The following is a 21,839-nucleotide window of genomic DNA, read 5'->3' on the forward strand; positions in this document are numbered from 1 at the left end:
AGAAGGGCCATCCCATGGACACGATCTTTGCGCTGGCCTCCGCACAAGGGAAGGCCGGGGTCGCGGTAATCCGCATTTCCGGCCCATTGGCGCTTGACGCTGGCGCGCAGATTTGCGGCGGTGAACTGCCGGCGCGGGGCACCAGTCTGCGAATCTTGCAAGACGAATCAGGTGAACGCCTGGACGAAGCTCTGGTTCTAAGCTTCTCAGCTCCAAAAAGCTTTACGGGTGAAAATACCGTTGAATTTCAAACACATGGAAGTACGGCGGTGGTCTCTGCTGTGTTGGATTCCCTGGGACGAATCAACGGGCTTCGCATGGCTGAACCGGGGGAGTTCACCCGCCGCGCTTTGGAAAACGGCAACTTGGACCTGGCGCAGGTCGAAGGGCTCGCCGATCTGATAGATGCTGAAACCGAAGCGCAACGCAGACAAGCACAGGTCGTTCTTGCCGGCGGGCTGGGGCGATTGGCCGAATCCTGGCGTACAAGCCTGATCCGTGCCGCATCCTTGATCGAAGTCACAATCGATTTTGCTGATGAAGAGGTGCCGGTTGACGTGACCCCGGAAGTCTCTGAGCTGCTGGCACATGTTCAAGCCGGCCTCGAAAAGGAGACCGCCGGCGTTAGAATAGCAGAGCGGATTCGCAGCGGGTTTGAAGTCGCTATTGTCGGTGCTCCGAATGTGGGAAAGTCCACGCTGCTGAACGCGCTGGCCGGCCGGGAAGCCGCGATCACGTCAGAGTATGCCGGCACGACGCGCGATATAATCGAAGTGCGGATGGATCTAGCCGGCCTGCCGGTCACGCTTTTGGATACTGCCGGCCTTCGCGACACGGATGACCATGTCGAGGGCATCGGCATTGCCCTGGCCCGAAAGAGGGCTGAGGAAGCCGATCTGCGTGTGTTTCTTGCGGAAGACAGTGAAGTCTTGGACGTTGAGATGCGCGCCGGCGACATTCGCTTGCGGCCAAAGGCTGATTTGCGCGCAGAACAAGGAAATGCAATCTCAGGCCGGTCGGGGCAGGGTATCGATCAGCTCGTTGATCATGTGTCCTCTGTCCTCAAGAGCCGTTCAGCACAGGCGGGAATTGCAACGCGTGCCCGTCACCGGGATGCGATGCTGTCAGCTCTGCTCAGCTTGACTGAAGCCCAAGACATTCTGCGGCGCGGACCGGAGTTTTATGATATAGCTGCCGAAGAAATGCGTTCGGCAATCCGATCCTTGGAGATGCTTGTTGGCCGGATCGGGGTTGAAAATCTTCTTGATGAGATTTTCTCTAGTTTCTGTCTCGGAAAGTGAAGGAGTGTTTCACGTGAAACATTCATCGTATGACGTGATTGTAGTTGGCGGCGGCCACGCCGGTACCGAAGCTGCCCATGCCTCGGCGAGAATGGGCGCCGCAACTGCACTGGTGACCTTGAACCGTGACGGCATCGGAGTAATGTCATGCAACCCGGCAATTGGTGGCCTGGGCAAAGGGCACTTGGTCCGGGAAATTGATGCAATGGATGGCGTCATGGGCCGTGTTGCTGATTTGGCAGGAATTCAATTCCGGTTGCTGAACCGCAGAAAGGGACCTGCGGTACAAGGGCCGCGGGCCCAATCGGATAGAGCTATCTATCGCCGAGAAATGCTTCGGCTGACGGAAACTCAACAGAACCTGGACATCGTGGAAGGCGAAGTAACAGACTTTCTGATGTCTGGAGAAACTGTTGCCGGCGTTGTGCTGGCTGACGGCAGCGAAATCCCAGCTAAGTCGGTTGTGCTGACCTCAGGCACGTTTCTTCGCGGCGTTATTCACATTGGAGATGTGTCGAAGCCAGGCGGCCGGATGGGAGATAAACCGTCTGTCAAATTGGCTGAGCGCCTGGATAGTTTTGAACTGCCGATCGGTCGACTAAAAACTGGCACGCCGCCACGATTGGATGGTCGGACCATTAACTGGGAGAGTTTGGACGCCCAGCCGGGAGATGATGATCCTGTCTTTTTTTCCTTCCTGTCTAAAACCCTGAATGCGCAGCAGGTGTCTTGCGGTATTACGCATACCAACGCCAAAACCCACGACATAATCCGCCAGAACTTGGAACGATCCGCGATGTATGGCGGACATATCGAAGGGGTTGGACCGAGGTATTGCCCCTCGATTGAAGACAAAGTCGTGAGGTTCTCGGACAAGGAAAGCCATCAGATCTTTCTGGAGCCAGAAGGGGTGACGGATCACACCGTGTATCCCAATGGCATCTCCACCAGCCTGCCTGTGGAGGTGCAGGAGGAATATGTCCGGTCGATTTCAGGTCTTGAGCGCGCAGACATCCTGCAGCCGGGGTATGCGATTGAGTATGACTATGTCGATCCAAGAGCGCTCCAGTTAGATCTATCGCTAAAGGATGTTCCTGGCCTTTATCTTGCAGGACAAATCAACGGAACGACTGGCTATGAGGAAGCCGCTGCGCAGGGACTGGTCGCGGGGCTCAACGCGGCGCACCGAGCCAGGGAAAGAGCGCCTATCACCTTCAGCCGGTCGAACAGCTACATCGGTGTGATGATCGATGATCTTACGACCAACGGCGTTACTGAGCCTTACCGGATGTTCACCTCAAGGGCGGAGTTCAGATTGTCCCTTCGGGCTGACAATGCAGATCAGAGGCTGACACCAAAGGCGATTGATCTGGGGTGTGCCGGAGAAGCACGTCGGCGGGCCTTCGAGAAGAAAAATGAAGAACTAGTCTCAGCACGAAAGAGACTTGAGTCCGAGACTTTTACACCCAGACAGGTGGCAAGTGCAGGTATCCGGATCAATCAGGATGGCAACAGGCGGACTGGTTTGGATGTTCTGGCTTTTCCTGATGTCACTTTTGATGAAGTGATCCAACTGATGCCTGACTTGGATGGAGTGGATCCGGAGATTCGCCGGCAGATGGAGCGGGACGCCCTCTACGCAAATTATATTGCGCGTCAGGAGCGGGAGATCTCCGCAATGAAGCGTGATGAAGGTCATGTCATCCCGAAGGGCTTTGTTTTTGAAGATGTCGACGGGCTTTCCAAAGAGCTTCAACAGAAGCTAGCGCGAGTGCGTCCGGAAACCCTGGCTCAAGCCGCCCGGATAGACGGAATGACTCCCGCTGCCCTTGCGCTGATCCTTGCCCGTCTTCGCAAGGGAAAATCGGGGCAGGAGAAGACTGCATGAGCAGCAAGAAGCTCCTAGATGACCTCAGTGTTTCACGTGAAACATTTGAACGCCTCGAGATCTTTGAAAGAGTTATTCGCAAGTGGAATCCGAAGATCAACTTGGTCTCCCGTTCCAGTCTTGACGAACTCTGGACGCGTCATATAGCGGATTCTGTTCAAGTTTTCCGCAGTGTCGACGCGCCGAAGCATTGGGTCGACATCGGCAGCGGCGGAGGATTTCCTGGAGTTGTGGTTGCGTTGCTCGCCGCGGATGAAACTCCGGAAACCAAGATAACGTTGATCGAGAGTGATCAACGCAAGTCTGCCTTCCTTAGAACAGCGGCCAGAGAGTGCGGCGCATCGATTACAGTCCTGAGCAGCCGGATTGAACAGGTTGAACCGCAGAGCGCAGATGTATTGTCTGCCAGGGCACTTGCCGGATTGAGTGATCTCTTGGGTTTCGCAGAGCGTCATCTCGCGGCCGATGGCGTTTGTGTGTTCCCCAAAGGTGAGAACTGGAAAAAAGAAGTGGATAACGCTCGGCAGCAATGGCGATTCGAGTTGGAAACGACTAAAAGTTTGACTGAGCCAGAAGCAGTAATCCTGAAAATCAGGGGAGTAGAACGTGTCTGATTTTTCCCGCCCGGAGGGGCCTCGGATCATCGCGGTCGCAAATCAGAAAGGCGGGGTAGGGAAGACAACAACAGCCATAAATCTTGCAGCAGCGTTGGTGGAATGCGGGCTGCGGGTACTGGTTGTCGACCTGGATCCGCAAGGCAATGCCTCCACAGGATTGGGTATTGAACCGTCGGATCGGGACCTGACGACTTATGATCTCCTTGTTGAGGACGCATCTTTGTCGGATGTTATCCGGCAAACGGAGATTGATGATCTTTGCATTATTCCAGCGACTGTTGATCTCAGTTCTGCCGATATCGAACTATTCACCAATGAGAAGCGCAGCTTCCTATTGCACGATGCTCTTAGGCAAACGGCTATGGATGAATATGATTGGGATTATGTTCTGATTGATTGTCCGCCGTCCCTGAATTTGCTGACAGTTAATGCGATGGTTGCTGCGCATTCAGTCCTAGTGCCATTGCAAAGCGAGTTCTTTGCGCTGGAAGGCGTGACACAGTTGATGCTGACGATCCGGGAAGTCCGGCAGTCGGCTAATCCGACTCTGCGGATTGAGGGAATCGTTCTGACCATGTTCGATCGGCGCAATAACCTGTCGCAACAGGTTGAGCAGGACGCACGGGATAATTTGGGTGATCTTGTATTTCAAACGAAGATTCCGCGCAACGTGCGTGTGAGTGAGGCACCGTCTTACGCACAGCCCGTATTGAACTATGACAGCAACTCCCAGGGTGCACAGGCTTATCGCGCACTGGCAGAAGAAATCCTGAGTAAACATCACAAGATAGCGGCGTAAATGCAGAATACGGACCGGAGGCAACCATGGCAGACAAAAAGACAAAACCACGCGGACTTGGCCGGGGGTTGTCGGCGTTGATGGCAGATGTGAACCCTGCGCCAGTCAGCACGCAGGCTGAAGCACCACGAAATGCGGAAATACTGGTGCCAATCGAAAATGTCATTGCCAACCCGAACCAGCCGAGGCGCCAATTCCTGCAGGAAGACCTGGATGACCTGACGGCTTCCATCAAGGAGAAGGGGGTTCTTCAGCCACTGATCGTTCGGCCCCGTCCTGGCGGGAAGTATGAGATTGTTGCTGGTGAGCGCCGCTGGCGCGCGTCGCAGGCAGCCCAGTTGCACGAAGTTCCGGTTCTGATCCGCGATTATTCCGACCTGGAAATGATGGAAGTTGCCATCATCGAAAACATCCAGCGCTCGGATCTGAACGCAATGGAAGAGGCGCAGAGCTACAAGCAACTGATGGAAAAATTCGGGCATACGCAGGAAAAGATGGCAGAGGCGCTGGGGAAAAGCCGTAGCCACATCGCCAATCTTGTGCGCCTTCTGCACCTCCCGGAAGATGTCCAAATCCTGGTTCAGGAACGCAAACTTTCCGCGGGCCATGCCCGCGCTCTGATCACTTCGGATCATGCCTCAGAATTAGCGGCAAAGATCGTGAAGGGTGGTTTGTCCGTTCGTGCTACTGAAGCATTGGTGAAAAAAGACGCGGCTGGCATTCAGGCGGCCGGTGCCAAGAAACCTCGTAAAGCTCCAGAAAAGGACGCCGATACCCGGGCACTGGAAGGCGACTTGTCAGCGGTTCTGAAAATGAAGGTCTCGATCGATCACAAGCCTGGCGGTGAGGCGGGCGCGGTGACGATCAGCTATGAGAGTTTGGATCAGTTGGACGAACTGTGCAATCTGCTCAGCCGTTAGGCCTGGTCCAGATGAAGACAAGCACGGCGGACAGAACCACTGTTTGAATCCCCAGCACGTGACCGGGGGCGCCCAACAGCAGAGACAGGCCAAAGACGGCGGCAATCGACAGGGTTGCCGCCTTTTTTGCACCCGGCCGGATGGCGCCATGATCGCGCCAGTCCATGATCATGGGACCAAAGACGTTGTGATCGACGATCCAGTTGTGCAGGCGTTCAGAGGAATTTGCGAAGAAGAACGCTGCAAGAAGTAAGAATGGAACGGTGGGAAGCAGGGGGAGAACAATGCCAATGACGGCCAAAGCGACACAGAATAGTCCCAGGCCGGCGTAGAGGAAACGCATTGCTTCAATCCATCAACAGTTCGCGGAGTACCGCATTCAATACCGCGCGGCCTTGGTAAGTCGCGCGAAGCCTCTGGCCAGAGATAGTAACCATACCCATTTGTGCAAGATCATGCAGCCGGTCTTCTGGCAATTTGCACCCCGAAAGCTGGCTGTATCGCCCCATATCCAGACCTTCAGACAGGCGCATCCCCATCATGAGGTATTCAGCCGCAGCATCTTCCCGGTTTAGTTTCTCTCGCAGGGATTCCCCGTTGCCACTACTCACTGCATTCAACCAGGCCCCGGGCGCCAGATGGGTTTCAGTTGCATGACGCAGGCCGTTCAAGGTCAGACGTCCGTGGGCCCCGGGGCCGATGCCGGCATAGTCGCCATAGCGCCAGTAGATCAGGTTGTGGCGTGATTCTGCTCCGGGCTTGGCGTGGTTCGAGATTTCATAGCCAGCCATACCGAAGCCGGCGCAGACCTCCTGGGTAGCCTGGTACATATCTGCTGCCGTGTCGTCTTCCGGCAACCCGCGCAACTTGCCGCGGGCATACCGGTCGCCAAAGGCAGTGCCTTCTTCGATGGTAAGCTGATAGAGCGACAGGTGGTCGATGGCCATGGAGAGCGCTTCGCGCAGTTCTGATTGCCAAGCTTTCAATGTCTGACCCTGACGCGCGTAGATGAGGTCAAAGCTTACGCGGTCGAAACATCTACGGGCTATATCGAAAGCTGCCTGGGCTTCCTGGACGCTGTGGATCCGGCCGAGCCGGCGCAGGTCTTCGTCGTTCAGGGCCTGTATCCCCATGGAGACCCTGTTTACGCCTGCGTCGCGGTAGCCCGCAAAACGGCCGGCTTCAACAGATCCAGGGTTTGCTTCAAGAGATATCTCTATGTCATTGGCGAAAGGCCAAATTTCACGTGCGCGTTCAATAATAGCGGCCACGGTGTCCGGCTGCATGAGGGAAGGGGTGCCGCCGCCAAAGAAAATCGAGTTCAGAACACGACCGGAAAGCTGCTCTGAGAGTCTGTCAAGTTCGCTCAGATAGGCTCTAACCCATAGCTTTTGGTCTATGCTTGCCGAAACATGGCTGTTGAAATCGCAATAGGGGCATTTGGCCTGGCAAAAAGGCCAATGCACGTAAAGGCCAAAGCCCCCATTGCGCCAGTCATCCACCGAAACAGCCCTGGACGAACTGGGCCACCGCCTTGCCGCGGTGGCTGATCTTGTTCTTCTCCGCCGGGTCCATTTCGGCGCAGGTGATGTCAAAGCCGTCAGGCTGGAACATCGGGTCGTAGCCAAAGCCGTGTTCGCCGCGGATCGGCCAGACCAGCTGACCTGGCATCACGCCCTCGAACACTTCGTCATGTCCGTCGGGCCACGCAATCACCAGGGTGCAGCGGAACTGGGCAGTGCGCGGCGCGCTGGCTCCGGCAGCGGTTAGCTCATCATTGGCGCGGGTCATTGCCAGCTTGAAGTCGCGGCCGTTCGGTGTTTCGGCCCAGTCGGCAGTGTAGACGCCGGGCGCTCCGTTGAGTGCGTCGATGGTGATGCCGGAATCATCGGACAGGGCCGGCAGGCCGGTTGCTGTGGCGGCAGCGTGGGCCTTGATGCGGGCATTGCCGACAAATGTGTCCTCGGTTTCCTCGGGTTCCGGCAAATTCATCTCGCCGGCGCCAACAACCTGCACGCCGAAGGGGGCGAGGATTTCGGAGATCTCGTTCAGCTTGCCCTTGTTATGGGTGGCGACAAGCAGCTTGCCGCCTTCCAGTTTGCGGGTCATTTGCAGGCGGCCTTCTGCATTTCTGCCAGCTCGGAGGTGCCTTTAGCGGCCAGGTCCATCAGCTGGTTCATCTGGTCGCGGGAAAAGACGGAGCCCTCGGCAGACATCTGTACTTCGATCAGCTTACCGGATCCGGTCATGATGAAGTTGCCGTCCACGCCGGCCTCAGAATCTTCGGGGTAATCCAGATCCAGCACCGGCTGGCCGGCATAGATGCCACAGGAAACGGCCGACACAGGATCCACCAGCGGATCAATATGCACATCACCAGCTTTCATCAATTTGTTGACGGCCAGACGCAGGGCAACCCAGCCGCCTGTGATCGAGGCGCAGCGGGTGCCGCCGTCGGCCTGCAGGACGTCGCAGTCGATGGTGATCTGGCGCTCGCCCAGGGCAACGCGGTCGACGCCGGCCCGAAGCGCGCGGCCGATCAGGCGCTGGATTTCCACTGTGCGCCCGCCCTGCTTGCCAGAGGCTGCTTCGCGGCGCATCCGGGTGTTTGTGGCACGGGGCAGCATGCCGTATTCGGCGGTAACCCAGCCCAGGCCGGTACCCTTTATGAAGGGCGGCACACGGTCTTCGATGGTGGCGGTGCACAGGACATGGGTGTCGCCGGCCTTGATCAGGCAGGAGCCCTCGGCGTGTTTGGTGAAGCCGGTCTCGATCGAGACAGGGCGCATTTCATTCAGTTCTCGTCCTGAGGGTCGCATGGCACTTCCTTTTGCTGTTGGCTTGGGGATATCCCCCGGACGCGGGGCTATGCAAGCCCGATTGACCTTTTCCCGAAGTGCTCTTTAATGACATTTTGGAGCCGGGTTCCTATGTTTAGACCGGAAGAAATGCTGGCAGGCTGATGAGCGATCCGAACAACATTCTGAAGGACTTGAATGACCGCTCCCGGGACGTGTTCCGCGCAGTGGTGGAAAGCTATCTAGAGAGCGGCGATCCGGTTGGCAGCCGCACGCTGACCCGTTCGCTGAGTGAAAAGGTCAGCGCAGCCACCGTGCGTAACGTTATGCAAGATCTTGAATACCTTGGCCTGCTGGACAGCCCGCACGTCAGCGCCGGCAGGGTACCCACGCAGATGGGCCTCAGGATGTTTGTTGATGGTCTTTTGGAAGTTGGCGATCTCAACGTAAAAGACCGTGAGAAGATTGATGCGACTCTAGGCCGGAATGCAGGTGACGTTGGCGGGATGCTCGACCGGGTTGGCGCTGCACTGTCTGGTGTCACGCAAGGCGCTTCCCTTGTGCTGACACCCAAGCATGAAGCGGAGATCCGGCACATTGAGTTTGTTTCTTTGGCGCATGACCGCGCACTGGTGGTTCTGGTATTTTCTGACGGTCATGTGGAGAACCGGCTATTCACACCGCCGCCAGGGCAGACGCCCAGTTCGATGCGTGAAGCCGCAAATTTCCTGAATGCACTGATCGAAGGCAAGACGCTGAGCGAGGTGCAACGGCAGATCCAGAGAGAGATTTCCGCCCGGCGTCAGGAAATCGACAGTCTTGCACATGCGATGATCAAAAGCGGGCTGGCTGTCTGGGAAGAGGAAGGCAGCGAACAGGCACGACTGATAGTGCGAGGCCGCGCGAATCTTTTGGCCGAGACTGGAGCAGCTGAGGAGTTGGAGCGGATCCGCACGCTGTTCGATGATCTGGAACGCAAGCGGGACATTGCCGAATTTCTGGAACTGACCGAAGAAGGCGAGGGTGTGCGCATTTTTATCGGGTCGGAGAACAAACTTTTCTCACTTTCGGGTTCCTCTTTGGTGGTGTCTCCCTATATGAACGCGGATCGAAAGATCATCGGTGCGGTTGGGGTGATTGGCCCAACGCGCCTGAATTACGGACGGATTGTGCCGATCGTGGACTACACGGCACAGCTGGTCGGCAAACTGTTGTCCGACCGGAGTTAGAGGTGAAACATGGCAGAGCTCAAGGACGAAGACTTTCTGGATGACATCGCCGCCGCCGAAGCTGAAGAGCTGGCTGCGCAAACCGAGGAATTTGATGATGCCTCGCTGGAACTTGATGCGCTCCGGGCAGAACGGGATGAGCTGAAAGACCGCTTCATGCGGGCGCTGGCGGATGCTGAGAACGCCCGCAAACGCGGTGATAAAGCGCGCCGTGAGGCAGAAAACTATGGCGGGTCGAAGCTGGCCCGCGACATGCTGCCGGTCTATGACAACATGAAGCGCGCGATTGAAGCGGCCACCGACGAGCAGCGCGAGGTGTCCGCCGCCCTGATTGAGGGCGTGGAACTGACAATGCGTTCGCTGCTTGGCGTGTTTGAGAAGCACGGAATCCGGATTGTGTCGCCCGAGGTTGGCGACAAGTTCGATCCGCAAGTACATGAGGCAATGTTCGAAGCGCCTGTACCGGGCACCAAGGCGGGTGACATTATTCAGGTCTCAGCGGAAGGATTCATGCTGCACGACCGTCTGCTGCGCGCGGCGCAGGTGGGTGTGTCCTCGACCCCGGCCAGTTGATGAGCAAACCCTGGAGGGCCTGCGCCTCCGGCGGGAGTATTTTTGAAAGATGAAAGGGCGGGTCCGTTTGGACCCGCTCTTTGCTTTAGTTCGCAGCTTCCTTGAGCTTGTAGAGCACTTCAAGTGCTTCCCTGGGAGAAAGCTCGTCCGGGTGAATGCTGGCGAGGAGCTCTTCGGTCGGCGAGGGCCCTGCCGGTGCCTTGGGCTGTGGTGGCGGGGCGGCTGCGAACAACGGCAGGTCGTCGATCTGGATCTTGGACCCGCCTTCGCGGCTGCCTTGCTCCAGCATGTCGAGGACGTCGCGGGCTCGGGCGACAACAGATGCAGGCAGGCCGGCGAGCTGGGCCACTTGAACGCCATAAGAGCGGTCAGCGGCGCCCTTGCGCACCTCATGCAGGAAGATCACTTCGCCCTCCCATTCCTTGACTGCTACGGTGGCGTTCTCAACACCTTCCAGTTTGGCGGCAAGCTGGGTCAGCTCGTGGTAGTGGGTGGCAAAGAGTGCACGGGAGCGGTTCACCTCGTGCAGATGCTCCAGTGTCGCCCAGGCAATCGACAGGCCGTCATAGGTGGCAGTGCCGCGGCCGATTTCATCGAGAATGACCAGAGCGCGGTCATCTGCCTGGTTCAGAATCGCGGCGGTCTCGACCATTTCCACCATGAATGTGGAGCGGCCGCGGGCCAGATCATCAGAGGCACCGACGCGGCTGAACAGCTGGCTGACAAGGCCGATATGTGCGGCCTCGGCCGGGACAAAGCTGCCCATTTGGGCGAGCAGGGCTATCAATGCGTTCTGACGCAGGAAGGTCGATTTACCGGCCATATTGGGACCGGTCAGAAGCCAGACGGCAGCACCGTCCTGCGCAGTCAGATCGCAGTCGTTGGCGACGAAAGCTTCTCCGCCTTGCTGGCGCAGGGCCTGTTCCACAACCGGGTGACGGCCGCCTTCCACGTCAAACGCACGGCTGTTGTCGACCTTGGGGCGGATCCAGTTTTCGCCGCGTGCCAGATCGGCCAGTGCCGTCAGCAAGTCCAGTTCTGCCAGTCCCCGCGCAGCAGTGTTGAGGCGCGGGGCATTGTCCAGAATGGCGCCAGAAAGCCTTGCATAGAGCCTTTTTTCGATCTCTAGCGCCAAGTTGCCCGCGTTGAGAATACGGGTTTCGATCTCACTCAGCTCCACCGTGGTGAACCGGACCTGGTTTGCTGTGGTCTGGCGGTGAATGTAGGTCTCGTTGAGGGGTGGCGACATCATCTTGTCCGCGTGGGTCGCGGTGGTTTCAATGAAGTAGCCCAGCACGTTGTTGTGCTTGATCTTCAGCGAGGCGACGCCGGTGTGCTCTGCGTATTGCTTTTGCATTGACGCGATTACCGATCGGCCCTCGTCGCGCAGAGTGCGGGCCTCGTCCAGCTCAGGGTCATAGCCGGCCGCAATGAAGCCGCCATCGCGGGCCTGCAGCGGTGGTTCTGCTACAAGGGCAGCGTCAAGCAGCGATACCAGATCATCGAACCCTTGCAGATTGGATATGGCGCCGGATATCAGGTCCGGCAGATCCAAACCAGTGCAGAGGTCCGCGATTACTTCTGCCTGTGACAAACCGTTTCGGATGGCGGCCAGATCGCGAGGGCCGCCGCGTTCCAGCGCGAGACGCGAGAGCGCACGGTCAAGGTCCGGTGTCTTGCGCAGTGCAGCGCGCAGGTCTTCGGCTTTGCGCGTAGTTTCAACAGCAAAGTCGAGGGCGGTCAGCCGCTGATGAATGGTGTCCAGATTGCGCGATGGGCTGGACAGCCGCTGTTCCAGCAAGCGGGCGCCGCCGGGGGTGACGGTCCGGTCTACGACAGACAGAAGAGAACCGGCCCGGCCGCCGGATAAGGACCGGGTCAGTTCCAGATTGCGGCGAGTGGCGGCGTCGATTTGAACCACCCGGTCCTGTGCCTCTTGCTGGGGGGGCTGCAGCAGCGGCAGTTTGCCCTTCTGGGTGATCTCCAGATAGTCGATCAGTGCGCCCATTGCGGAAACTTCAGCGCGGGTGAAGGTGCCAAAGCCGTCCAGAGCGCTGACGCTGAACAGGGTGCAGATGCGCTTTTCCGCAGCGGTGCTGTCAAAGCTTGATTTGCCCAGCGGGGTCAGCGGGATCTTGTATTCATCGGCCAGCGGGCGGGCGGCCTCGTAGGCTGGGCCATCTGCAACAATCAGCTCTGAGGGCGCGAGGCGGGCCAGCTCTGGAGACAGGCGCACCCGTGCAACCGGCATCACGTGAAATGCGCCGGTGGAGATATCGGCCCAGGCCAGCGCAGCCTCATCGCGCAGTTCGGAGTAGGAAACCAGGAAGTTGTGACGGCGGGCTTCCAGCAGGGAATCCTCGGTCAGGGTACCTGGGGTCACCAGTCGAACCACATCTCGCTTCACAACAGATTTGGAGCCGCGTTTTTTGGCTTCGGCTGGGCTTTCCAGCTGTTCACCTACCGCAACGCGGAATCCCTTGCGGATCAGAGTCAGTAGATACCCTTCGGCTGCATGCACCGGCACACCGCACATCGGGATGTCTTCACCGTTGTGCTTGCCGCGTTTGGTCAGTGCGATGTCTAACGCTTCGGCTGCGTTGACGGCGTCCTCAAAGAACATTTCGTAGAAGTCGCCCATCCGGTAGAAAAGCAGCGCATCCGCATGCGCTTCCTTGATCTCGAGATATTGCGCCATCATGGGCGTTACGGTCATTGGAGGTCCCCCGGGGTCGTCTTTGCAAGACATCTACAATGGGGGCGGAGCGAGGAAAACCCGGATATGGCTGCCGCCAGCGCGCCGGCGGCAGCCTGCTGTCAGTAGAGATTGCGCAGAGTGTCAGGCATCGTGTTGACGATGGAGAGCGAGAGGGTGCTCAGCTGTTGCTGTGCTTGCAACGCCAGCATTTTGGTTGCAGCTTCCTCCATGTTAGTGTCGATCATGGAGCTGACACCGCGGGTGAGCGCATCAGATTGCTTGCTGACATAGTCGCCCTGGCCAGCCAGCTGATTGGCACTCGACCCCAAAGCCGCCGAGCCTTCGATTGCGTAGGCAAGAAAGCCTTCGATTTCGCCCAATGCAGTTAGAGCACTTGCGCTGTCTGTGATTGCGGTTCGGCCACCGAGATCGAACAGCGGGCTGCCTTCAAAGTCCACACCGTCCACGCTGAGGGTGCTGAGGGTGCCGTCGCTGGAAATCGCTGACGGTACTGTCAGTCCAGCGCCGCCGGCCCCGTCGACATCGGTTTTCAGCAGGTTCACCCCGTTGAAGCCGGAAGACGAGATGATCGAATTGATCTGCTCGGTCTTCTTTGCCATGGCCGCTTCATATTTGCTGAAGTCGCCCATTCCGCTGCTGGCCATGATTGCAAGTGACCGCATTTCAGTCAGGGTTTCGGTGATCTGCTCTGCCCCGGCTGAGGCAACCGCCACGGTAGCTTCGCCCAGCGACAATGAGTCCGACACCGAGCGTAAGCCGGAAATATCCGAGTTCATCAGCTCGGAAATTGCCCAGAGGGCCGCGTTATCTTGTGCTGAGTTAATGGTCTGACCGGTGGAAATGCTGTCTTGCGTTTGATTGAGCTGAGAATTGACTCCGCCCAATGTCTGCAAGGCCACCATCGCACCGGAATTGTTGTGGAAGCTTATCATTCCTCACTTTTCCTTTGATCCTATGCCCTTTGCGGGCGGACAAACGCCGTTCTGGCCCTTGCTTGCAGGCCTCTGAATTCCTGGCCATAGCGCCACCTGGGAGGCAGGTGCGCGTTAATACCTATTAAGAAATTACAGCATTCCGCGGTCTGCTTTGAGGCGAAAACCTGACGGAATCTATCGTCTTTTAGCCGCTTTTTTCTAAAATCTGGCGATACAGATTCTTGAAACCGCGGATTGAGAGGCGCCGTGGGCTGGGCTAAGACGGTCCGCGACGAGGAGAGGACACGTAATTAAATGCCCAAGAACAAGATCACCGATGAAGAAGCCCTGGCGTTCCACCTGGAGCCGTCTCCGGGTAAGTGGGAGATCAATGCCACCGTCCCGATGACCACACAGCGGGATCTGTCGCTGGCTTACTCTCCGGGCGTAGCGGTGCCTTGTGAAGCGATCGCCGAAAATCCAGAGACAGCCTATGATTATACCAACAAAGGTAACCTGGTTGCGGTGATCTCCAACGGCACGGCTGTTTTGGGTCTGGGCAACCTCGGCGCACTGGGCTCCAAGCCGGTGATGGAAGGCAAATCCGTCCTGTTCAAACGGTTCGCTGACGTCAACTCAATCGACATCGAGCTGGACACTGAGGACCCGGACAAGTTCATCGAAGCGGTTAAGCTGATGGGGCCGACGTTTGGCGGCATCAACCTGGAAGATATCAAGGCACCCGAATGTTTCATCATTGAGCAGAAGCTCAAGGAAGAGATGGACATTCCGGTGTTCCACGACGACCAGCATGGCACCGCGGTGATCTGCGCAGCGGGTCTGATTAACGCTTTGCATCTGTCGGGGAAAAAGATCGAGGATGTGAAGATCGTCCTCAATGGCGCCGGCGCGGCGGGCATTGCCTGTATCGAACTGCTGAAAGCGATGGGCGCGCGGCATGAAAATTGCATCGTCTGCGACACCAAGGGTGTAATCTACCAAGGCCGCACCGAGGGTATGAACCAGTGGAAATCGGCGCATGCGATCAGCACTGATCTGCGCAGCCTGGAGGAAGCGATGCGCGGAGCCGATGTGTTCCTTGGCGTTTCGGTCAAAGGCGCGGTGACCCAGGAGATGGTGGCCTCCATGGCCGACAACCCGGTGATTTTCGCCATGGCAAACCCGGATCCGGAGATTACACCGGAAGAGGCGCATGAAGTGCGGGTGGATGCCATCGTTGCCACTGGCCGCTCGGATTACCCGAACCAGGTCAACAACGTTCTTGGCTTCCCGTATCTGTTCCGCGGCGCACTGGATATTCATGCCCGCGCCATCAATGATGAGATGAAGATTGCCTGCGCCCATGCGCTTGCGGCGCTGGCGCGTGAGGATGTGCCGGACGAGGTGGCGCTGGCCTATGGCAAGTCGCTGACCTTTGGCCGCGATTACATCATTCCGACTCCGTTTGATCCGCGGCTGATCCACCGGATTCCGCCGGCTGTGGCCAAGGCAGGTATGGATACCGGCGCGGCGCGGCGCCCCATCGTGGACATGGATGCCTATGAGGTTGGCCTGAAATCTCGCATGGATCCGACGGCGTCGATCCTGCGCGGCCTGAACGCCCGTGCGCGCTCCGCCCAGTCGCGAATGATCTTTGCTGAGGGTGACGATCCCCGGGCGCTGCGGGCCGCGGTTATGTACCAGCGCTCCGGTTTCGGTAAATCGCTGGTTGTGGGCCGCCAGGAAGACGTGCGCGTCAAGCTGGAAAAAGCCGGACTTGGCGATGCGGTGCGTGAACTGGAGATTATCAACGCTGCCAACACGCCGCATTTCGAGGCATACAAGGATTTCCTGTATAACCGCCTGCAACGCAAAGGGTTTGACCGAAAGGACATCCACCGCCTGGTTGGCCGCGACCGGCATGTGTTCTCCAGCTTGATGCTGGCGCACGGGCATGGTGATGGCCTGGTTACCGGCGCAACTCGCAAGTCGGCGCATGTTCTGGACCGGATCAACCATGTGTTTGATGCCGATGCCGACCACGGTGTGGCTGGTGTGACCGCGCTGCTGCACAAGGGCCGGATCGTGCTGATCGGCGACACGCTGGTGCACGAATGGCCGGATGAAAACCACCTAGCCAACATCGCAGAGCGCGCCGCCGTGGTTGCCCGTCACATGGGGCTTGAACCGCGGGTGGCCTTTGTCAGCTTTTCCACCTTCGGCTATCCGGTTTCGGAGCGTGCTGAAAAGATGCATGTCGCGCCGACTGTTCTGGACCAGCGCGGGGTGGATTTCGAGTATGAAGGCGAGATGACCGTGGACGTGGCATTGAATGAGCGCGCGCAGCGGTATTACCCGTTCCAGCGCCTGACCGGTCCTGCCAATATCCTGATCGTTCCGGCCCGACACTCGGCTTCGATCTCGGTCAAGCTGATGCAGGAGATGGGCGGTGCCACCGTGATCGGTCCGATTCTGTCCGGTATCGACAAGCCGATCCAGATCTGCTCGACCACCTCCACGACCAATGACATTCTGAACATGGCGGTGCTGGCGGCCTGCAATATCGGGTGATCTGACATGGCGATCTGGAATCTCGGCTCTATCAATGCGGACATGGTTTATAGCATGCCGCATCTGCCGGCGGCGGGGGAAACCCTTGCCGCCCGCGGCCTTGACCGTTTCCTTGGCGGTAAAGGTGCCAACATGTCTGTTGCTGCCACTCGCGCCGGCAGTGACGTGTACCATATCGGTGCTGTGGGGCCTGACGGTGAATGGGCGGTGGAGCGTCTTAAGGAGTATGGGGTCGGCATCGGCCACATTGTCCAGACGGACACTCCAACCGGGCATGCCATCATTGCGGTGGAACCTGAGGGAGAAAACCAGATCATCCTGTTCCCCGGTGCCAACCGGGCGCTGAGTCTAAAGCAGGTAGAGAAGGCTCTGTCCATGGCGAAGTCTGGTGACATTCTTGTCATGCAGAACGAAACCAGCATGCAGGCAGAGGCGGCGCAGCTGGGCCGCCTCAAAGGGTTGCGCGTCTGCTACGCTGCTGCCCCGTTTGATGCAGACGCTGTGCAGTCGGTCCTTCCATACTTGGATTTCCTGATCTTGAATGAGGTCGAAGCGCAGCAGCTTCAGCAAGCTACGGGAAAGGAACCCGGTGAGCTTGGCATCAAGGACGTGATCATCACTTTAGGTGCCAAGGGTGCGCGGCATATTAACGGGGAGACGGGCGCTGTCAGTGACGTGCCAGCCTTGCCGGTCACGCCGGTTGATACAACCGGCGCCGGCGATACCTTTACCGGCTACGTTCTGTCTGGTCTGGATCTGGGGCTGACAGTGGCAGAGGCAATGGCGCAAGCCAGCCGCGCGGGGGCTCTTATGGTCACACGGCACGGTACGGCTGATGTCATCCCTACCTTGGCGGAACTACAAGCCGCCCGGTTCTGAAACCGGACGGCTCCGGCTCAATGCCCTTTGGCAAAGGGCGCAGTATCACCCCACAGCTGGATTACTCTTGCGTCGCGGCCGCAGGCCTGGCGGTAGCGTTTGTAAGCCTCCGCCTGACGCTTGGGACCAAACCGGGTGAATACCAGACTGTCGCCCTTGTAGTAGTCCTGGTGGTAATCTTCAGCCTGAAAAAAGGTCTTGGATGAGAGTATTGGGGTCACAATCTTCTGCCCTAACGCCTGCTGAGCCTGTGCCTTTGTTTGTTCGGCTAGGGACCTTTCTTCGCCGTTAGAAACAAATACTGCGGTGCGGTAGCTGTCGCCACGGTCGCAGAACTGGCCTCCAGGGTCGGTGGGGTCTACTGAGCGGAAGAACAAGTTTATTAGGTGCCCGCGAGAGACTTTAGCGGGATCGAAGACGATTTGCACCGCCTCATAATGGCCGGTGCCGCCTTTGGTGACATCTTTATAGGTGGGGCTTACCGTAGTGCCACCAGTATAGCCGGATATGGCTTCAACCACACCCGGCACGCTTTCGAAATCGCTTTCCACGCACCAGAAGCATCCGCCGGCAACGGTCAGAGTTTCTGTGGACTGCGCTTGAACCGGAATACCATGCGCGGCGAACCCGGCAGCAATCAGACCGCTCAGAACCAGGGGTTTAATCTTCTCCAGAACTCGCATTCCCGACTCCTTGAATAGCTTGGGGCCAGACTGCCGGCTGCAGTGGGTTGTCTCAACCCGGCAAGTCAGGATTTCACGGACTGGTGACAGCACGTTATCGTTTGGATTCCGGATCCAGTATCAATAACGTGCCGGCCAAGGAGGACCCCATGACCGAAAAGATGAGCACCCACCAGGCCGAAGAAGATCAGCGCAACGAAGAGATCCTGATTTATCTGAACGGTGAAATTGTGCCCAAGGCCGACGCCAAGGTCAGTGTATATGACAGCGGTTTCATGCTGGGTGACGGCGTGTGGGAAGGGTTGCGCCTGTATAACGGCACCTGGGCCTTCATGGATGAGCATTTGGACCGGCTGTTTGAGGCGGCCAAGGCCATTGATCTGGACATTGGCCTGGACCGAAATGGTGTCAAAAATGCTGTGTTGGAGACTCAAAAAGCCAATGGAATGACGACCAATGCTCACGCCCGGCTGATGGTGACGCGCGGCGTGAAAACCCGGCCGTTCCAGCATCCTTCACTGTCGCGCCAGGGGCCGACGATGACCATTATCATGGAGCACTCCCGCCCCAATCTTCCGCGCCCGATCAAACTGGCGACGGTGCCGCATCTCCGCGGGCTGCCGATGACCCAGGATCCCAAGCTTAACTCCCACTCCAAGCTGAACTGCATCCTCGCCTGTATCGCGGCAGAGAAGGCCGGCGCGGATGAGGCGCTGATGCTGGATGTGAATGGCTTTGTGAACACCACCAACGCCTGCAACTTCTTCATCGTGCGCAAGGGGGAGGTTTGGACTTCCACTGGTGACTACTGCATGAACGGCATCACCCGGCAAAAGGTGATTGATCTCTGCCGTGCAAACAGCATTCCGGTCTACGAGCGGAACTACTCTTTGGTGGATACTTATGGCGCAGACGAGGCCTTTCTCACAGGGACTTTTGGTGCCCAAACCCCGGCCGGCAGCATAGATGGCAGGCAAATCGGCAGCGGCCAGATGGGACCGATGACTGAACGTATTCGCGGCCTTTACAAGGCGCTGATCGAGAAGGAGTGCGCCTGATGCGGATTGCCATGTGGTCCGGGCCAAGGAACCTGTCGACGGCGATGATGTATGCCTTTGGCAACCGCGGCGACTGCGCCGTGGTGGATGAGCCGTTTTATGCAGCCTATCTGGCGATGACCGGACTCGATCACCCTATGCGTGCGGAAATTCTGGAAAGCCAGCCGCAGGACCCTGAAACCGTGGCGCAGGCATTGCTGGGAGCGGTGCCGGCGGCCAAGCCGTTTTACTACCAGAAGCACATGACGCAGCACATGATTCCTGGGGTTCCGAGGGAATGGATGCGGGAGGTCACCAACGTCTTCCTGATCCGCCACCCGGCACGGGTGATCGCCTCATATGCCGCCAAGAGGGAAAACCCGGTTCTGGAAGACATCGGCTTTCGCCAGCAGGCGGAGCTGTTTGATTTGGTGCGAAGCTGGGGGCAGGTGCCGGTTGTGGTGGACAGCCATGACATCCGCGAGGATCCGGCCGCCAAGCTGGAACAACTGTGTGAGATGATCGGGATGCCCTATTCACCAAAGATGCTGAGCTGGCCCAAAGGCGGCCACAGGGATGACGGTGTCTGGGCGGCGCATTGGTACGGCGCTGTCTGGACTTCCACCGGATTCGCCGGCCCTGAAGGCCCTTTGCCGGAGGTGCCGGAGGTATTGCAGCCGGTCCTGCAGGCGGCGATACCCTACTATGAACAAATGAAGGCTGCAAAGATCTGACTTGCCGAGAGGGGTGCCCGGCGCCCCTGCGGCGCGCAGCCCGGGAAACTTGCGGCCAGCAAAGCTGATCAGCTGATCAGCTTGCTCAGTTTCATGGCAACGCCAATATCTCCGGAAACCTTGATCTTGCCCATCATGACAGCGGTCATCGGATTGAGGTTTCCGTTCAGCAGCTTTTTCAGGTTTTCAGCCGACAGCCGCAGCGTGCAATCTGTTTCACGGTCGTCTGTGCCGGCGCTTCCCTCCGACAGGACAATCACACCGTCCGGTCCGCAATCGAACTTCAGCGACCCGTCGAAACTCTTCCCGGCCAGACCGTCCCGGATTCCTGCCGCAATATCGTCCAATGCCATCTTCTTCTCCCTCGCTTAGCGAGAGGGTTAGGCAGAGGGATAAATCCGGGCAAGATTGACCGCGGGAGAGGCGGAAGGATTACGCCGCGGCAAGTGCGGCCTTGGTCAGCGGGCAGGGCTGGCCGCCGTAGAAAGCATCCAGAACCTGCTGGAATTCCACCGGTGCGCCGGGGACCGCGGCAAACAGCGTCATTGAGGAGCGCAGTTTCTTGGCATCAATTCCACCGAGGATCTGCTCGGCATCCTTGTCCAGATGAGACAGCATCAGTTGGCTGACCTCGACCAGGCGCGCGCGCAGTATCTCATGGTTCAAATAGGCCGTGGCTTCAGCCTGATCTTCGATCCCATAGAGCTGGGCCAAGTGGGAGCGGCCAAGTTCGGCAAGCTGGGGAAAGACGAACCACATCCAGTGGCTCGTCTTCTGTCCTGCAGAGAGTTCACTCAGGACATCCGCCCATACGGTGTCCTGAGCTTCGACGAACATATCCAGCTCTTCCGCGAAATCGTCCTCGAATTCGCCGTCTATGTCGTCATATTCGCTCACTTTTTGATCCGGCGCTCGCGGGCGGCCAGCAGTTTGAGACGCAGCGCGTTCAGCTGGATGAAGCCTGCGGCGTCTTTCTGGTCATAGGCGCCGGCGTCTTCCTCAAAGGTCACATGCGCCTCGGAGTAGAGCGAGTTTTCGGACCAGCGGCCGACGGTGTTCACCGAACCTTTGTAGAGCTTCACGCGCACGGTGCCGGAGACATGTTTCTGGCTGGCGTCGATGGCTGCTTGCAGCATTTCGCGCTCGGGGCTGTACCAGAAGCCATTGTAGATCAGCTCTGCGTACTGCGGCATCAGCTGGTCCTTAAGGTGCATCGCGCCGCGGTCCATGGTGATGGATTCGATACCGCGGTGGGCTTCCAGCATGATGGTGCCGCCCGGGGTTTCGTAGATGCCGCGGGACTTCATGCCGACGAACCGTCCTTCGACCAGGTCAAGGCGGCCGATGCCGTGCTTGCGGCCGTACTCATTTAGCGCGGTCAGGATGGTTGCCGGGCTCATTGCTTCGCCATTGATGGCAACCGGGTCACCCTTTTTAAAGGTGATCTCGATGAATTCCGGGGTGTCCGGCGCCTCTTCGGGGTGAACGGTGCGCTGGTAGACGTAATCGGGCGCCATTTCCGCCGGATCCTCCAGCACTTTACCCTCAGATGAGGTGTGCAGCAGGTTGGCGTCGACGGAGAAGGGAGCCTCACCACGCTTGTCCTTGGCGATCGGGATCTGGTGCGCCTCGGCAAACTCCAGCAGCTTGGTGCGCGAGGACAGGTCCCATTCACGCCAGGGTGCGATCACCTTGATGTCCGGGTTCAGCGCATAGGCCGCCAGTTCGAAACGGACCTGGTCGTTGCCTTTGCCGGTGGCGCCGTGGGCAACGGCATCTGCACCAGTGGCTTCGGCGATCTCAACCAGGCGCTTGGAGATCAGCGGGCGCGCAATGGAGGTGCCCAGCAGGTATAGACCCTCGTAAACCGCATTGGCGCGGAACATCGGGAAGACGAAGTCGCGGACGAATTCCTCGCGCACATCTTCGATGAAGATGTTTTCCGGCTTGATGCCCAGCATTTCCGCTTTCTTGCGGGCGGGCTCCAGTTCCTCACCCTGGCCGAGGTCGGCGGTGAAGGTGACAACTTCGCAGCCGTATTCGGTCTGCAGCCATTTCAGGATGATCGAGGTGTCGAGGCCGCCGGAATAGGCGAGCACAACTTTCTTGGGCGCGGACATGGAATTCCCTCTCAGGTCAGAACGCCTGCGGCGTAGCGGGTTTTGGCCGCAAGGGCA

21 protein-coding genes are annotated in these 21,839 nt (G+C 58.3%); 11 read left to right on the forward strand and 10 right to left on the reverse strand.

Annotated features, from left to right (window positions below; all coding sequences use genetic code 11):
* Positions 1–14: 14 nt before the first annotated feature.
* Genes mnmE through RA24_RS14320 form a run of 5 tightly spaced genes read left to right on the forward strand, consistent with a single transcriptional unit; the run spans position 15 to position 5,525 of the window.
* Positions 15–1,301: a tRNA uridine-5-carboxymethylaminomethyl(34) synthesis GTPase MnmE gene (mnmE, locus tag RA24_RS14300; RefSeq protein ID WP_039192347.1), complete on the forward strand. Its 1,287-nt coding sequence runs from the start codon at positions 15–17 to the stop codon at positions 1,299–1,301.
* Between the two features lie 13 nt (positions 1,302–1,314).
* Positions 1,315–3,189: a tRNA uridine-5-carboxymethylaminomethyl(34) synthesis enzyme MnmG gene (mnmG, locus tag RA24_RS14305; RefSeq protein ID WP_039192501.1), complete on the forward strand. Its 1,875-nt coding sequence runs from the start codon at positions 1,315–1,317 to the stop codon at positions 3,187–3,189.
* Positions 3,186–3,803 (forward strand): 16S rRNA (guanine(527)-N(7))-methyltransferase RsmG, encoded by a 618-nt coding sequence (gene rsmG / locus RA24_RS14310; protein WP_019295313.1) that lies wholly within the window; start codon positions 3,186–3,188, stop codon positions 3,801–3,803. Before mnmG ends, rsmG begins: the two co-directional genes overlap by 4 nt.
* The gene (locus RA24_RS14315) at positions 3,796–4,605 is read left to right on the forward strand and encodes a ParA family protein (protein WP_039192350.1); all 810 of its coding nucleotides are present in this window, start codon (positions 3,796–3,798) and stop codon (positions 4,603–4,605) included. The genes rsmG and RA24_RS14315 overlap by 8 nt, the downstream gene beginning before the upstream one ends.
* A gap of 26 nt (positions 4,606–4,631) precedes the next feature.
* Positions 4,632–5,525: a ParB/RepB/Spo0J family partition protein gene (locus tag RA24_RS14320; protein ID WP_039192352.1), complete on the forward strand. Its 894-nt coding sequence runs from the start codon at positions 4,632–4,634 to the stop codon at positions 5,523–5,525.
* Here the strand turns inward: RA24_RS14320 and RA24_RS14325 are convergent.
* From RA24_RS14325 to rph, 4 genes are read right to left on the reverse strand one after another with little or no spacing between them, the layout of a single operon-like run.
* The gene (locus tag RA24_RS14325) at positions 5,515–5,868 is read right to left on the reverse strand and encodes a YbaN family protein (RefSeq protein ID WP_039192355.1); all 354 of its coding nucleotides are present in this window, start codon (positions 5,866–5,868) and stop codon (positions 5,515–5,517) included. The two genes, RA24_RS14320 and RA24_RS14325, sit on opposite strands and share 11 nt — an antisense overlap.
* 4 nt (positions 5,869–5,872) lie before the next feature.
* On the reverse strand, positions 5,873–7,027 hold the full coding sequence (hemW, locus tag RA24_RS14330) for a radical SAM family heme chaperone HemW (protein WP_039192357.1): 1,155 nt from the start codon (positions 7,025–7,027) through the stop codon (positions 5,873–5,875).
* Positions 7,020–7,634 (reverse strand): RdgB/HAM1 family non-canonical purine NTP pyrophosphatase, encoded by a 615-nt coding sequence (gene rdgB / locus RA24_RS14335; RefSeq protein ID WP_019295308.1) that lies wholly within the window; start codon positions 7,632–7,634, stop codon positions 7,020–7,022. The genes hemW and rdgB overlap by 8 nt, the downstream gene beginning before the upstream one ends.
* The gene (rph, locus tag RA24_RS14340; protein WP_019295307.1) at positions 7,631–8,344 is read right to left on the reverse strand and encodes a ribonuclease PH; all 714 of its coding nucleotides are present in this window, start codon (positions 8,342–8,344) and stop codon (positions 7,631–7,633) included. Before rph ends, rdgB begins: the two co-directional genes overlap by 4 nt.
* Positions 8,345–8,487: 143 nt before the next feature.
* Between rph and hrcA the strand changes: the two genes are divergently transcribed.
* Together hrcA and RA24_RS14350 are read left to right on the forward strand one after the other, a co-directional pair.
* Complete coding sequence (gene hrcA, locus RA24_RS14345; RefSeq protein WP_039192359.1) at positions 8,488–9,552, forward strand: heat-inducible transcriptional repressor HrcA; 1,065 nt, start codon at positions 8,488–8,490, stop codon at positions 9,550–9,552.
* Positions 9,553–9,561: 9 nt separating this feature from the next.
* Entirely contained in the window at positions 9,562–10,125 is a 564-nt protein-coding gene (locus tag RA24_RS14350) for a nucleotide exchange factor GrpE (RefSeq protein ID WP_019295305.1), read from the forward strand.
* Positions 10,126–10,210: 85 nt separating this feature from the next.
* On the opposite strand, the gene mutS is transcribed toward RA24_RS14350, so the two are convergent.
* Both mutS and RA24_RS14360 read right to left on the reverse strand, forming a co-directional pair.
* Entirely contained in the window at positions 10,211–12,841 is a 2,631-nt protein-coding gene (mutS, locus tag RA24_RS14355; protein ID WP_039192362.1) for a DNA mismatch repair protein MutS, read from the reverse strand.
* Positions 12,842–12,942: 101 nt separating this feature from the next.
* Positions 12,943–13,776 carry a flagellin gene (locus RA24_RS14360; protein WP_019295303.1) on the reverse strand — a complete coding sequence of 278 codons (834 nt, stop codon included), beginning with the start codon at positions 13,774–13,776 and terminating at the stop codon, positions 12,943–12,945.
* A 297-nt stretch (positions 13,777–14,073) separates the two neighbouring features.
* Between RA24_RS14360 and RA24_RS14365 the strand changes: the two genes are divergently transcribed.
* On the forward strand, positions 14,074–16,329 hold the full coding sequence (locus RA24_RS14365; RefSeq protein ID WP_039147571.1) for an NADP-dependent malic enzyme: 2,256 nt from the start codon (positions 14,074–14,076) through the stop codon (positions 16,327–16,329).
* A 6-nt stretch (positions 16,330–16,335) separates the two neighbouring features.
* A complete protein-coding gene (locus tag RA24_RS14370) occupies positions 16,336–17,208 on the forward strand; it encodes a ribokinase (RefSeq protein WP_039192365.1) in 873 nt (290 codons plus the stop codon).
* A gap of 17 nt (positions 17,209–17,225) precedes the next feature.
* Here RA24_RS14370 and msrA read toward each other — a convergent pair whose 3' ends face one another.
* On the reverse strand, positions 17,226–17,891 hold the full coding sequence (gene msrA, locus RA24_RS14375; protein ID WP_019295300.1) for a peptide-methionine (S)-S-oxide reductase MsrA: 666 nt from the start codon (positions 17,889–17,891) through the stop codon (positions 17,226–17,228).
* A 149-nt stretch (positions 17,892–18,040) separates the two neighbouring features.
* Between msrA and RA24_RS14380 the strand changes: the two genes are divergently transcribed.
* Both RA24_RS14380 and RA24_RS14385 read left to right on the forward strand, forming a co-directional pair.
* Positions 18,041–18,949 (forward strand): D-amino acid aminotransferase, encoded by a 909-nt coding sequence (locus tag RA24_RS14380; RefSeq protein ID WP_039192368.1) that lies wholly within the window; start codon positions 18,041–18,043, stop codon positions 18,947–18,949.
* Positions 18,949–19,662, forward strand: a complete 714-nt coding sequence (locus tag RA24_RS14385; protein WP_039172056.1) for a sulfotransferase-like domain-containing protein — start codon at positions 18,949–18,951, stop codon at positions 19,660–19,662. Before RA24_RS14380 ends, RA24_RS14385 begins: the two co-directional genes overlap by 1 nt.
* A gap of 68 nt (positions 19,663–19,730) precedes the next feature.
* On the opposite strand, the gene RA24_RS14390 is transcribed toward RA24_RS14385, so the two are convergent.
* From RA24_RS14390 to RA24_RS14400, 3 genes are all read right to left on the reverse strand, one after another.
* Positions 19,731–20,015 (reverse strand): SCP2 sterol-binding domain-containing protein, encoded by a 285-nt coding sequence (locus RA24_RS14390; protein WP_019295297.1) that lies wholly within the window; start codon positions 20,013–20,015, stop codon positions 19,731–19,733.
* Between the two features lie 79 nt (positions 20,016–20,094).
* Positions 20,095–20,559: a DUF1810 domain-containing protein gene (locus RA24_RS14395; protein WP_039192371.1), complete on the reverse strand. Its 465-nt coding sequence runs from the start codon at positions 20,557–20,559 to the stop codon at positions 20,095–20,097.
* A complete protein-coding gene (locus RA24_RS14400; protein WP_039192374.1) occupies positions 20,556–21,782 on the reverse strand; it encodes an argininosuccinate synthase in 1,227 nt (408 codons plus the stop codon). The genes RA24_RS14395 and RA24_RS14400 overlap by 4 nt, the downstream gene beginning before the upstream one ends.
* Between the last annotated feature and the right edge of the window lie 57 nt (positions 21,783–21,839).

Source organism: Leisingera sp. ANG-M6, assembly GCF_000813905.1.
Lineage (GTDB): Bacteria > Pseudomonadota > Alphaproteobacteria > Rhodobacterales > Rhodobacteraceae > Leisingera.